The 12,731-nt window shown below is 59.8% G+C and carries 7 protein-coding genes and 5 pseudogenes; 4 read left to right on the top strand and 8 right to left on the bottom strand.

Features of this window, described 5'->3' with window-relative positions:
* Window positions 1-228: 228 nt before the first annotated feature.
* Entirely contained in the window at window positions 229-744 is a 516-nt protein-coding gene (locus QAZ47_RS06905) for a DUF2285 domain-containing protein (protein ID WP_224570032.1), read from the bottom strand.
* A 937-nt stretch (window positions 745-1,681) separates the two neighbouring features.
* On the opposite strand from QAZ47_RS06905, the pseudogene QAZ47_RS06900 reads away from it, so the two are divergent.
* Window positions 1,682-1,993 (top strand): annotated as a pseudogene (locus tag QAZ47_RS06900) (IS256 family transposase); the annotation flags it as partial.
* A 769-nt stretch (window positions 1,994-2,762) separates the two neighbouring features.
* On the top strand, window positions 2,763-3,002 hold the full coding sequence (locus QAZ47_RS06895; RefSeq protein ID WP_063169278.1) for a tyrosine-type recombinase/integrase: 240 nt from the start codon (window positions 2,763-2,765) through the stop codon (window positions 3,000-3,002).
* Here the strand turns inward: QAZ47_RS06895 and QAZ47_RS06890 are convergent.
* The 3 genes and pseudogenes from QAZ47_RS06890 to QAZ47_RS06880 all read right to left on the bottom strand — a co-directional run.
* Window positions 2,968-3,597: a hypothetical protein gene (locus tag QAZ47_RS06890; protein ID WP_063169279.1), complete on the bottom strand. Its 630-nt coding sequence runs from the start codon at window positions 3,595-3,597 to the stop codon at window positions 2,968-2,970. The genes QAZ47_RS06895 and QAZ47_RS06890 overlap by 35 nt on opposite strands.
* A gap of 192 nt (window positions 3,598-3,789) precedes the next feature.
* Window positions 3,790-4,103: pseudogene (locus QAZ47_RS06885) on the bottom strand (ATP-binding protein); the annotation flags it as partial.
* 10 nt (window positions 4,104-4,113) lie between these two features.
* A pseudogene (locus tag QAZ47_RS06880) lies at window positions 4,114-4,647 on the bottom strand (IS21 family transposase); the annotation flags it as partial.
* A 516-nt stretch (window positions 4,648-5,163) separates the two neighbouring features.
* On the opposite strand from QAZ47_RS06880, the gene QAZ47_RS06875 reads away from it, so the two are divergent.
* Window positions 5,164-5,523: a hypothetical protein gene (locus QAZ47_RS06875; RefSeq protein WP_126066776.1), complete on the top strand. Its 360-nt coding sequence runs from the start codon at window positions 5,164-5,166 to the stop codon at window positions 5,521-5,523.
* A 569-nt stretch (window positions 5,524-6,092) separates the two neighbouring features.
* On the opposite strand, the gene QAZ47_RS06870 is transcribed toward QAZ47_RS06875, so the two are convergent.
* Window positions 6,093-7,409: a HipA domain-containing protein gene (locus QAZ47_RS06870; RefSeq protein WP_063169281.1), complete on the bottom strand. Its 1,317-nt coding sequence runs from the start codon at window positions 7,407-7,409 to the stop codon at window positions 6,093-6,095.
* Window positions 7,399-7,737: a helix-turn-helix transcriptional regulator gene (locus QAZ47_RS06865; RefSeq protein WP_063169282.1), complete on the bottom strand. Its 339-nt coding sequence runs from the start codon at window positions 7,735-7,737 to the stop codon at window positions 7,399-7,401. Before QAZ47_RS06865 ends, QAZ47_RS06870 begins: the two co-directional genes overlap by 11 nt.
* 611 nt (window positions 7,738-8,348) lie before the next feature.
* Between QAZ47_RS06865 and QAZ47_RS06860 the strand changes: the two are divergent.
* Window positions 8,349-8,845 (top strand): annotated as a pseudogene (locus QAZ47_RS06860) (aldehyde dehydrogenase family protein); the annotation flags it as partial.
* A 512-nt stretch (window positions 8,846-9,357) separates the two neighbouring features.
* Here QAZ47_RS06860 and QAZ47_RS06855 read toward each other — a convergent pair.
* Window positions 9,358-9,818 (bottom strand): annotated as a pseudogene (locus QAZ47_RS06855) (OB-fold nucleic acid binding domain-containing protein); the annotation flags it as partial.
* A 307-nt stretch (window positions 9,819-10,125) separates the two neighbouring features.
* Window positions 10,126-12,057: a potassium transporter Kup gene (locus QAZ47_RS06850; protein ID WP_063169287.1), complete on the bottom strand. Its 1,932-nt coding sequence runs from the start codon at window positions 12,055-12,057 to the stop codon at window positions 10,126-10,128.
* Window positions 12,058-12,731 lie beyond the last annotated feature (674 nt).

The following is a 12,731-nucleotide window of genomic DNA, read 5'->3' as shown; positions in this document are numbered from 1 at the left end:
ACATTGCGGTGCACGCCGCTTTCCGACCAATGATGTGCGTCCAGGTCGAGGCCGGCCCTAATGAACCACCGCCTTGGCACCCTCGCCCATCTCATTTCGGCATCGACAAGCTAGACCAGAGCGCACTTGCAAGGCGCCATGCAGTCCTGTCGGCGGGCGAACTGTTGGTGACGGGTACAGCTGCGAGCGAACGTTCATCCACCGACGCACAGCGCGGACTGTCGCTTTTCAAATTAGGAAATCTCTGTAGCCACCATTCATGAGCGCGCGGCCACGCGAGACGGCCCGACGGATGCGGTCGCGCAGATGATCGCGAGGATCCGCCCAGTCGGCATGGACGCGCCGTTGACCGATGAGAACTTCGGCGAGCTCGCGATGAGGTGCTCCGGCGAGCGAACCGTCGAGCGCACGAAGAACGAAGGACAAACGAACGCCGCGCTTTTCCGGCGCAAACAAGCGGGGGGGCAACTGTTGCCCTAGACTGAGAGCATTGAGGCACTCCAGTCCCCTCAGTCGATGCTTTAAAAGCACCGCGGGCCAGATGGCTTGCGTATGCAGGCAAACAGGGTGGAGGATATTCGCGCCCGAGACGGCGAGCTGCAGCGCGTGGTCCGCATTGCGAAGAAGAACATGCTGGCTCTTGTCGGGCGCCAGCAGGACGATTGCACGACAGGGCAATGCCGAGAGTTCGAACGGCGGTGTCGGCGACGAGGCAGGCAACCGTTCCGCAATGACCGGCAGCACATGGACGCACCAGAGCGGACACCAGAATACGACCGAAGCGCGGCCACAAGACTCCGCGAAACAGAACACCCCAGCGTGACAGGTCGCCGGCCGACGCGACCATATCGAGAAAGGATTGGAGAGACCAAGTCTTGCAATGCTGGCGCGCAGCGGTCAGATCGCGCTGGAACGCTGGATTGCGGCGTAAGAACTCCCAAGCCCACTCCCGCAGCGTCAGGCCAGCGGTGTAGTCGTATGATCTTTCATCCCGCCAATCGGCCTGATCCGCGCCAGTCAGGAGATTCATGACTGACATCCCCTGCCCGCGCCTGCGTGCGTCGAAACATTATGCCACTTCGCAAAGCATCGGCGAAGGCAGCAGACGTCGAAGACCCCGTTTCGTTGAAGCGTCAGCCATCGCCACTGTCGGCGACAGAAGATGTGCCCAAATTGCCACCAGACCGTCGAACTGGCACAGCGACGGCCAGCGCGACCTGGAATTGATCCCGTAACGGTCATCGGCTCCTGCGTCGCGATCCAGACGTCCCTTGAAGGCGCAGTAGCGCGGCAGTGGATCGCACGCTGCTTGTCGGCAAGTTGTCGTAGCGGCGGCGCCATAGGCACGGTCATCGGAGGGTCTCCTGCGGCAAGCTTTCGCCATTGGAGGCCAATCTCCCCGCTAGGGCAGCCTGTGCAGTTGCACAGGTGAAGCGGATCAATCAGGGGGAGCCATGGCGGAAACTGGATGATGGCGGCTTGAGGAGAGCGGCGTATCGAGGCGGGTGATGAAGCCTGCCAGTACCTCTCAAGGAGAGTGATACGCCATGAACGAGACTATCAACACATTGTTCGCCTTCGTCAGCCCGACGAAATCGATGATACCCTGACGGATGTACTTCGCAGCGGCGCGCGCAAATTGCTTGCGCATGCGATCGAGATGGAGGCCGAGGCGTATGCCAAGGCGGTCGACTGCCTGACGAAAGATCATATTGCGTCGCTGGCGCTCTACGATTTCCCCGCCCAACACTGGGATCATCTGCGAACGTCCAATCCCATCGAAAGCGTCTTTGCAACCGTTCGCTATCGCACGGTGCGTACCAAGGGCTCGCTATCCTCGAAAACCGCCCAGCTGATGGTCTTCAAGCTGTTGGCCGCGGCCAGGAAGTGGCGACGATTGAAAGGACAAAATCAGTTGCCGAAACTCATCGCAGGTGCCAGGTTCCTGGACGGAATCCAGGTCATCGAAACGAAGCCGCAGAGCGCCGCTTGATCAGCCTCGTCACCCAAATTCCAGCATAGCTCCATCGGAACTGCCAGCCTTCCTTGCCGATCAGGCGCATATCAGCGCTGACGATACCGAGGACGGCGATGGCGGTCACCTCCAGGCCGCCGAGTAACGACCCTCAAAACACCGCACTGGTCGAGGCCAGCCTGAACCGGTATCTTGTGCCTGCCCTCGGGAGTCGCTCTATCCACCATGTGATCGACACCGACATTGCTAACATCACCAAGAAGATCGTCGCCGGGGGTCACCCGCAAGCGGCTAACACGGCCTTCTGGTGTATGCGGGCATTTTTCAACTGGTGTCGCAAACCGCCGCAACGGCTCATCCGCGGTTTCCCCGCGAGGGATTGGAAAATCCGGATCCGGCCCCGATCGTCAAGCGCAAGCGAGTGGTGAACGATGCCGAACTGGCGGCTATATGAACGGGCTGTGAGCCCGAACCGGGCGATATCGGCTATTCGTTCGGCTCCATCGTCAAGCTGCTCATTCTGACCGGACAGAGGCGTACGGAAGTTGCCGCGATGCGTTGGTCCTCAACCTTGAAGCCGGAACATGGAACTATCGGGTGACCGCACGAAGAACGAAGAGCCTACGCTTATTCCGCTGTCCACACTGGCGGTGTCGGTCCCCCAGACGGTACCGAAGACCAATGACACGTTTTTTTCCCTGCGAGGGGCAACGAAAGAAGCCACTTCTCAGGCTACGCGAAGGGCAAGAAGGCTCTAGACGGCAAGGTCAATACTGACGGGGTGGCTTTGGAGAACTGGACCCTTCACGATCTGCGCAGGACGCTCGCGACAAATCTCGGCAGGCGGCAGGTATTGCCACACGTCATCGAGCACATACTGAATCACAAGGCGGCGTCCTTGACAGACATTGGCGAAATCTACAATCTCTATAGCAACGTCAAGGAGAAGCGCGAGGTGTTGCAGATGTGGTCAAATCACATCGAATGGCTGATCAAGCAGGCTGCGGATGACGCTCTGGCGGCGTAGCTGCTGGCATGGGCGGAAGATGCGGCGCAACAATCGTCAGAGCCTCATCGAATTGGAGAGCATGCTTGACCAGCAAATGCGCGGCCAATGCTTCGATGGCCGACCAGTGATCGAGTACTAGCCGGGCCGTGCAATCTTCGATCCGCCCCCAATCGGGGCGGCGCGGCATCAGGAACCGCAACTCACCATAGATTCGCTTGGCATCCGCGTAGTCGCTGCTCCCCTCATTCCCATCGGACGCATTCATCGCCATATCGCGCGGGTCCAGATAGCCTTCGAATGCGGATTCTGCAAAAGGACCTGCCAGACACGCAACTATCTCCCGGATCGCATCATCGCGTTCCAAACATCGATCCATATCGTCCTCGAAAATCGGCTTTCGCTTCGAGGTGAATCCTTGCGCTGAATAAAAACCCGCGCCTTCGACAACACCACCGCACTCTCCGTCACCGACGTCGGGGTAAATACTAACACTTGAGAAAGCAGGGAGTTCACGGTCGTCGTCGAACGTCTGACGGTGCAAAACGATGGCGGCCACCGCGTGCCCGGCTTCGTGATGCGCCACAAGCGGCAGATATTGGGAGGCTACATTCATGCGGTGCGGCTCTCAGGTCTAGTTTGCTTTTGCGCATAGGACCGCAATTGTCGTGCCAACTGGGAAAATCGTTTCGGGCAATGCGATCGCTCCGATAGCGTTGCGTCTCCTGTCTGACATTGTTGGGAAGTCGACACGCGCCCGTCGCAATGCGGTCGACCTTCCGCGCGAGTTGGGTGACCCGTGAAGGCGGCCGACCAGGACGATGTTGCGCTGATCGGCGACGAAGGCGCGGCCGGGCGAGATCGCGCATCAGGGGGTGACCGGCGTGTCGGCGAAGTCGAAGTCGTCGATGTCCTTGGCCAGCGGCAACTTGGCGACAGCGAACTGGTATTTGATGGAGCGGGCCTGCTTCTCCGATATCTCGGCCTGCAAGAGATCACCGACAATCCTGGGCGGCTCGTGCCGTCGCTTGATGGCGACGCGCCCATGATCTCGTCATAGGCTCTGCGCATTCCGTAGAGCTTCAGCGCTCCCATCAGTTCCAGTACCTCGGTGCGTTCCATGGCTGTTTGTCCTCCTGAGACTGTCATAGCGGGTGCAGTCGGCGACCGCTCGTGAGCTAGCTTCAGCGCTTGGGGAATGGAAAGGATCGTGCCCGGCGCCGGATCGCGGCTGCGGGCCAGGATGTTGAGGATCACCGGCGCCGACGATGCACCGTGCTCGATGGCTTCCTGACAGGCGGCCTCGACCGCGCTCAATCCGTCGGTCAGCACCCAGGTGAGGATCAACACCATCTGCCGGTCGACGTCATCAACCGCCTTGAGCTGCGCCGCACCTTCTCCATTGCCGACCGCACGACCCAGCCAAGGAACGGCGCGCGCCGTGTGCCAGGGATCGTAGGCGACCTCGTTGCGGCCAAAGGAGCGAACGTGTTCTCCCACGACCACGCCATCCTCTGGCGGATGCGATCCGATCGACATAAGCATGGATCTCGATGGGCCGACCGACGGCACTCGACAGCACCGAGTATTTGTTGTTGTCGAAGCGCACCGTGCAGGTCTTCGACACCGACGGGGGAATGCAATGGAAGCCGTCGAAGCGACCGGCAGCCGCTCCCGCTGCGGCTTGGCCGCATTCGCCGACAGCAGCCGGTCCCGCGTCTCACGCCGAGCTCCCATGCGGGGATAGGGCTGGTGCTTGCGCTCGTAGCGGAACTGCGTCTCCTCAGAACGCAGGACCTTGCGCACCACCTTGCGCGAGATCTTCAGCTCACGGCAGATCGCTTTGATCGACTTCCCCTGGACCAGCGACAGCCGACGTATCTTTGCAATCGTCTCTAAAACCAACATCCAAAACACAAATGCCTCCGATCAAGCCGGAGGCATCTTGATGACCCCATCGTTAAGGGGTCCCGTTTGGACGAAAATCACCCTTTAAACAGGGTCCCCATTCCACGAAAAATCAATGCACTACCTTCCAAAGCTGCGAGAGATCGCCACCGACCGCTTTGAAGGGGCTTTCGGCGGTCTCGTCAGCGAGGTTGTGGCATGAAGAAACATCAATCCACAGCATTGGGCCGAAGCATGCCACGGGCTCATGCCGCGGGAGAGCGGGAAGATATTCTTGAAAGAAGAAGCGGTCTCCGACATCAATACCGACAGGATGGGCAGCTTTCTCACATCACTTGAGGTCGAGCGTGGCAGTTGCGACCCGCAATGCAAGGCTGGCGGCGATGCATGCCTTTGCGCGGTTCCTGATTTCGGAGCACCCCGAATATTAGGATACGCTGCAACTGGTGGTGACACTTCCCTTCAAGAGGGCGCGTGGGTGGCACCTGTCGAATATCTCGATGAGCCCGGAAATCAAGAGCGTCCTGGCGCGTATCGTCCGCCGCACGCCTTCTGGACAGCGGGATTACGCTCTGTTTTCGCTGATGTTCAATACGGATGCACGAGTTCAGGGATCCTGAATCTTCGATTGTGACCTTCGTCTGGTATCGCCCTGTCCCGCCGAGCAAAGCAACGACCGCCCCACACTGCTCACCCGGTTCGGTGTTCCATACTTGCTGCGCACACATGGCTGCGGGCGAAGGAACCACCATGGCGGAAAAAAGCATCCATCATCGCCCTTTGCGGGACACGACGGCCATCCACCTCGTCAAGGCGGGTGTTGACATCGCCACCATCAGTCGATGGCCAGGCCACTCGGGCTGAACTAACGATGCGCTACGCCCAGGCCGGTATCGATATGAAGCGGCAAGCGCTCGAACAAGGCTTCCCCGACGTGATGTCATCGGCAAAAGATCAGACGATCATCGCTTTGATGGCTGGATGTTTGGCTGGCTGCACCGCTTGTAGACGCTCAGTTATGTGGAGTTGTATCGCGGGAAGTCGCGCGTCTTGGGCTTTTGCGGTGTCAGCTCCACATCTCTCCGCAGTGCACGTTGTCACTGTTGAAGAGCCGTTTGTTCAATCTTCGTCCTGGCACGGCAAGGGTTGTCGATATTGTGGGCGTCTTGCGCTTGCCGAGCTTGTCCGAAATCCAGCGCCGGATCAGGCGTGAACACTGTTGCGTAGTTCGTCAGCCAGAGCGCGGAGAACGTCGGCGCTTCCTTCCAGCGCCGTAAAAGCGTAGGGATTGAGGAACTGTCGGCCCCAGAACAGATTGCGATCTGTGCCGGATAGCGTAGCTTCCTCGCTGACACGCGGCCAATTCTCCGCAATGCATCGGAGCTGGCCTTCAACAATCGCAAGAGCTTCCGGCGCGCTGAGCAGGAAGTGATGCGCCGCTTCAAGGCAGGACGCTATCCGGCTCATGCGGTTATTGCCGCTGATGAGCATGGCCTGGCTGGCCTCCTGGCCACTGCGGGCCTGCGGACAAATATCGTACGCAGGCGTGAGGGTGAGCTTAGCGCCGTCCCAGAATGCCGCATGGTTGCGGGCATGATCGTCGGTGTTGCCGCAAAGTATGTTGAAGACAATGCGGCTGAACAACTCGCGCAGAGTTTCCGACGGCGCGGTGAATCGGTGGCGAATGATCTCCGCCAAATCCTGGTAGCTGGCGTAACGCGCCATCATCTCATCGAGCGCGAGCATCGTCAGCGCTGAGACCATGGATTTGCGTTGCCAGCCGCCCGTGACCTTGATCCGGTCGAATCGCTCGACGAGCAACACGTCGTTGCCTGCGGCGCGAACGAGCGAGACGGATGCCGCTCTGATGCCGCACAAGGCGGCAAGCCGCATGGCTATGAATTCTCCTTTGACGACGCTGTAAAGGTCGGCAGACGAGGAAAATTTCGCGACATGCTTGACGGCGTCACCCTCGATCAGCGCCTTTGGCCTTGCGCCGCCGATCGAGCTGCCGTGATGCAGCGCCTGATCTAATTCGGGGGTGAGCGGAATACCTTTCTCTACCCGCTCCGCCGATTGGACAAGCTCTTCGAGAGTGGCATTGGCCAGTGCGCGCGGCTCGTAATGCATTGGCGAAAACTGAAAATCGAGCGCGCCGATGCGGTCCGAGCCTGATTCCAGCAAGAACGTCAGTTCTGAAATATCGAGCCGCGCGATTTCATCGCCCTTCACACCGAATTTGCGGTTTAGGATAACCCGTCGTCCCCAGGCATCAGGGGCAGCATCGCGGATGCATCCCGGCATGGTTAGGCCAGGAAGCAAAGGCAATTCGCCTGCCTTCAGGGGCAGTTCCGGGAGATAAAGCGGGATCGCGCTTCCCAGTTCACGAAAGCTCCTGCCATAGTTGAAGCTGACGAGTCCGTCATGGGCATATAGCCGCCCGGCGACAACCGGCGCGGTCTCGCCCGGCAGCCAGACCCAGACATAGGCTTCGTCGTACTTGGGGACCTTAGAACTCATCGACGATCTGCTTGCCGGCCTTGTAGACGTGCTTCGGCAGCAGCGCGATGCGATCGTCCATGCGGCCTGTGAGGGCTGTGATGCCATTGCCGTCGGCATCGAACAGCTTCACACCGACAATGGCAGCAGCTTCGAACATCAGTCCGATTTCGACTTTGGGATCGCCCTTCTCGATGCGCTGCAGGGTGCTGCGTGAAACACCGATTCTCTCGGCTAACTCCTGTGCGGTTAACCGGTGCTGCATCCGGCCAAGCCGGATGGTCTTACCGAAAAGGCCAAGCGCTTCCATCGCGTAGCGCGAATAGGTGCGTTTATACGTTGCCTTCATTCGGGTCTCTGTGACCTATGCATGATCCATATCGCCTTCTTTCGAACTTTATATAGGTAATGTCACAGAGCGACTGCCAAAGTCAAGACTCCGTATCGCAAGCGTTACCCATCCGAACGAGGAAGGCGGATATTGCCGACGGCTCCTGCACAACCGGCCAGCTCTGCGCGTCTCGGGCGAGGCGGAGATCTGGCGCTGGATCGCGGACAGCCTTGAGACGCCTCGCATGAGTCATTCATGGGCGGTCCCTGGTGCGGGGCCGCGGCGCTCGACTGCTGGCCGACATTCTCGGCGGCGGGACCCGCATCCGGCTACACCAGCACTTTTCGACCGCATACGCGCCCAGCTTCTCTCCGAAATCATTGCCAATGAGCGCGAACCTCATGCGATCGCCGAGCTGGCCTGGCGGCGCGGAATCTACGCACGCATCCGTATTCGAGACCGCCCAAGGGAGGCTGACTAGCGTAACGCCCTCCGATCTAAGCGCCTTCCACAAAGCCGCTTTCGCACGCGACGGGCTGCATGTGGCGGTCGTAGGCGACATAGATGCCAAGCCCTGAGAGTAAGGCTCTACCAGCTGTTCGGCGATTTGCCTCAGAAACTGGCGCTTGCCGGCGCGAACCAGTGGTATCGCGAGGGCGAGCACGCCGAGCGCTTTTCCTCCGCCCTCCACTGACCACAGACCCGCACGCAACGAAGCCGCGCTCGATCTTATCGTGGCGTGGCTAGGTGCAATGTTTGCTCTCGCCATCAGGCCGGCTTTCCCGATGGCGTGGTCAACCTGATCTATGCGTCCGAAGGTGATCGCGTGGGCCGTGAACTCTGCACCAATTCCAAAGATCAGCTTTACCGGTTCGAACGAGGTCGGACGGCTGCTGATGCGTCAGTGCTCTGACCAGATCAAGAAGGTCAGCCTTGAAACCGGCGGCAATGCACCTTTCATCATCTTCGATGATGCCGACATTGACGGTGCTGTTGACGGTGCGGTCCAGGCGAAGTTCCGCAATGCCGGCCAGACCTGCGTTTCCGCGAACCGCATTTACGTCCAATCGAGCGTTCACGATGAGTCCGCCGAGAAATTGTGGAGAAGGTCCGGCACTTATCAGTGGTCCGACGTCTACTCCCGGAGCGAAGCCGTCGCCAACCCAAGATCGAGTCCCACATCGCAGATGATAATTCGATGCGGGGCCGAACGATAAATATGCATGCTTTGGCCACCCCGAGGCAGGGCTCATTGAGATGATCCGACCGCCTTGGAACAAAGATGGGGTAGAGCAGATGAAGCGTTGGCAGCGTGTCTCCATTCGACGCGAGCGCTTAGGATGGGATCACGATCATTCGCATCACGCGCAGCCGCAAGGGCGATGCCATGGCTACTTTGGAATCGTTGAAGTGGTTTGAGCCGGACAGTCACAAATACACCCGTTACGCCGCGGCTCAGGAAACGGGGCGGCGTCCGGCGGTGGAGGTGCTCGCTGACTTAAAAAGGGTGCGGGCAGTCGTTGCGCTTGAGAGCGACGACATTTGGGATCCGGCACGGGGTGACCTGCTGCCAATCGGCAGTTAACAGGGTCCGACAAAAGTGTGCACAACATGCTGCTGAAGTGGCCTCCGGAAGCGCTACCGGAAGTTACGCGTCTTGAACTTGATAGGGTCGATATGGTCATACTGCATCGACGATGTCGCGCCCCTTCGGCATGCCGCGCGGATCGATGCCCGATCCGCCGTGATGAGCCTCGTCCCTCGGCCGTGCGGCAACGGAAACGGCGTCTTGCGGTTTCCCACGCTGGCCAGCCCGGCCGACAGATCGGTCAGCTCGTGGGCGACGAGGTGCACCACCTCCTCTTCCGTCGGATGCGTCCGCGGACGCCGAGCATGGCCGAAGCAAGAAGCACGCGCCGGAATTTCTCGAGAGATCTTGACCCAGACGACGACGTTTGCCGCACCCGTCTCATCCTCCAGAGGAACATGAAGCCTTTGGCCGAGCCCGGCCGCTGCCGGACCAGCACCAGGCCGGCGGCCTCGAGCCAGCTTCTGCCTCGCGCCTGCATAGCATCCTGACAGGTCACGGTGCGGCGCCGGTTAGGCGGCACGCCGATTTTGGCAACGCTAGCCTGTGAACTGAAGAATGAAGGTCGGACTTGCGGCACATCGATTAGGTTCAAATGATAAGTTGCTGCCCGGCGAGGTCGTTTCAGCGCATCTCGACTGGTGGGTCGGCAAGACAATGCGGAACGGAAATGATCGCAGGCGTAAAGGACGGCTTTCGGGGCCGGAAGCTTCAGGCCTGGAACCGGACCCCAGTTTGGCGCAAGCATCGTGGCCTCCGCCCGGTCAGGCATTCACCGGCTCGCGAAATGCCAATTGATTCTGCTTAACCGGGCATACCTAAACGGCCACTTGCGTTCCGATCTCGACCACACGTCCGGTCGGGATCTGGAAATACTCCGTCGCGTCGGCGGCCGTGCGCGCCAAGCCGATGAACAGCTTGTCCTGCCACACCGGCATGCCGGAGTTGGGTGACGCCTTGAGCGAGCGACGCGACAGGAAGAAGGACGTCGTCATGATGTCGAACTTCCAACCCTGCTTGCGGCAGATCGCCAGCGCACGCGGGATGTTAGGCTGTTCCATGTAGCCGAAGGTCAGTGTCACCCGCATGAACAGCTCATTGATCGTTTCCATCTTGATCCGCTCGCTGTCGGGCACCACGGGCTGCTGCGCCGTCACCACAGAGAGGATGACGTTCTGTTCGTGCAGCGCCTTGTAGTGCTTCAGGCTGTGCATCAACGCGGTCGGCGCACTGGCGGGATCGCTGGTCAGGAACACGGCCGTACCGGACACCAGCTGCGGTTTCTTCTTCAACAGATTGCCCGCAAGGAAATCGAGCGGAATCTGGTTCCTGCGCGTCTTGTCAAATAGATACCTGCTGCCTCTTATCCAAGTCCACATGGTCATCACGATCACTGCGGCAATGGCAAGCGAGGCCCAGCCGCCTTCGAATACCTTGACGATGTTAGCTGCAAAGAAGCCGGTATCGATGAAGACGAACACCGCCATTAAGGCTATCGCGACGCCGAGCGGCCATTTCCAGATGCGCGTCATCACAACAAAAAGCAGTATGTTCGTCACCAGCATATTGCCGGTCACCGAAATACCGTAGGCCGAGGCCAGCCGGCTGGATTCGCCGAAGCCGACCACCAGCAGCATCACCACCAGCGCCAGCATCAGGTTGATGCGCGGCAGATAGATCTGGCCCGACTGTTTTTCCGACGTGTGCTGGATGACGAAACGCGGCAGCATGTTGAGCTGTACCGCTTGCCTGGTCAGCGAAAAGGCGCCGGAGATCACCGCCTGGCAGGCGATCACGGTCGCCGCCGTGGCAAGCACGACCATCGGAATAAGCGTCCAGCCCTGGTTCATCTCGAAGAACGGATGACCGACAACGCCGCCATTTGCCAGCACGAAGGCGCCTTGCCCGACATAATTGAGCAACAGACAAGGGAACACGATCGCCAGCCAGGCGAGCACGATCGGCTTGCGGCCGAAATGGCCGAGGTCGGCGTAGAGCGCCTCGGCTCCGGTGACGGCGAGGAAGACTGCACCAACCGTAACGAAGGCGACGTCAGGCGAGTTGACCAGGAACGACACGATGTAATGCGGGCTGATTGCCAGCAGGATTTCCGGGTCGTCCATGATGTGGTTGAGCCCGGAAAGGCCGATGGCCAGGAACCACAGCGCGGTAACGGGTCCGAACACCAATCCTACGCCGCCGGTGCCAAACCGCTGTACCGCAAACACGATCGCCAGGATGGCCAGTGTCAGCGGCACCACATAGGGCTGGAACGTCGGCGTGACGACATTCATACCTTCGACCGCCGACAGTACCGAGATTGCCGGCGTAATGACGGCGTCGCCAAAAAAAAGCGCCGCGCCGACGATGCCGATGCCGATGCCGATGCCGAGGATCACCGCAGAGCAGGTCGGGAAACTGTTGCGCGCCAGCGCCATAAGCGACAGCACTCCGCCCTCGCCTCGATTGTCGGCGCGGAGCACGAACATGATGTATTTGATCGTCACGGTGATCGTCAGGGACCAGATGATCAGCGAGAGTACGCCGAGGATGTCGCCACGGCTGGCGACGTTGCCACCCGCTGATGCATGCAACGCCTCGCGAAATGCATAGATCGGGCTGGTGCCTATATCGCCATAAACGACACCTAGTGCGCCCAACATCAGCGCCTTGGTGCTGTGCTGCTCGACCTCAGAATGGCTCGATTGTTCGACAGGTTCTGCCTCGTTACCAGCATTGGTAAGGGCCATGGACGACACTCCGATAAGCGCGCGGTGCTCTACGCTTGCTGCACTGCAATATCAAGTTCCGTCACGTAATGTCTGCCGTCTCGCCTGTCGTTGCTCGCCTTGGTAGACTCGCCAGCCCGCAGCCCTACCGAGCAGCAATAGCGCCCCGGCAGAACCCTCAATCGCCCAGATCAATGAATGGTTATCGCCCACAGTGCCCCCCCGCGATGCGGCCGATGGCGACCAGGGTGTCGTGGGCGCACAAGGATGGCGCTTTCCTGATGACGCCGTGCTCCAGGTGTGATCGCACCGTTGCTGCGCAAGCCATTTACTTGCTCGTCCCAGCGAGGACCGTGGCCAACTGGAACGCAGGGCCACGCCGCTCACCGGCCGCACTTTGCGGCGCAGATAACGATTCGATCTCCGCGGCGAGATTCTGGTTGAAGAAGCCACCAAGCTTGTCGAAGGACACACGGTCGTAATATCGACATGCCAGTATCCGCAACCCAGAAAAGCTCCTTGGGCTCCGCTGCGCGCGCCACGAACAACCCGATCTTCTCTGCGAAGAGGACGCCGTAATCCTTCAGGTTGAAGCCAAACCGGGGGGCGGCCGTGACGTATGGGCGAAGGGCTAGGAGGCGGGTTCGGTGAGGAACGGCATTGATGTCCACGCCGTCTCCTGGAAAGACAGAGGA

Origin of the sequence: Mesorhizobium sp. WSM4904 (assembly GCF_029674545.1) — a bacterium.
GTDB lineage: Bacteria > Pseudomonadota > Alphaproteobacteria > Rhizobiales > Rhizobiaceae > Mesorhizobium.
Note: the sequence above shows the minus strand (reverse complement) of the source record. Positions and strands in the feature narration are given on the sequence as shown.

Excerpts from the sequence above, each read along its gene's own strand:
- QAZ47_RS06850 (WP_063169287.1), bottom strand. The coding sequence starts at position 12,057 with ATGGCCCTTACCAATGCTGGTAACGAGGCAGAACCTGTCGAACAATCG.
- QAZ47_RS06865 (WP_063169282.1), bottom strand. The coding sequence starts at position 7,737 with ATGAAGGCAACGTATAAACGCACCTATTCGCGCTACGCGATGGAAGCG.
- QAZ47_RS06890 (WP_063169279.1), bottom strand. The coding sequence starts at position 3,597 with ATGAATGTAGCCTCCCAATATCTGCCGCTTGTGGCGCATCACGAAGCC.
- QAZ47_RS06870 (WP_063169281.1), bottom strand. The coding sequence starts at position 7,409 with ATGAGTTCTAAGGTCCCCAAGTACGACGAAGCCTATGTCTGGGTCTGG.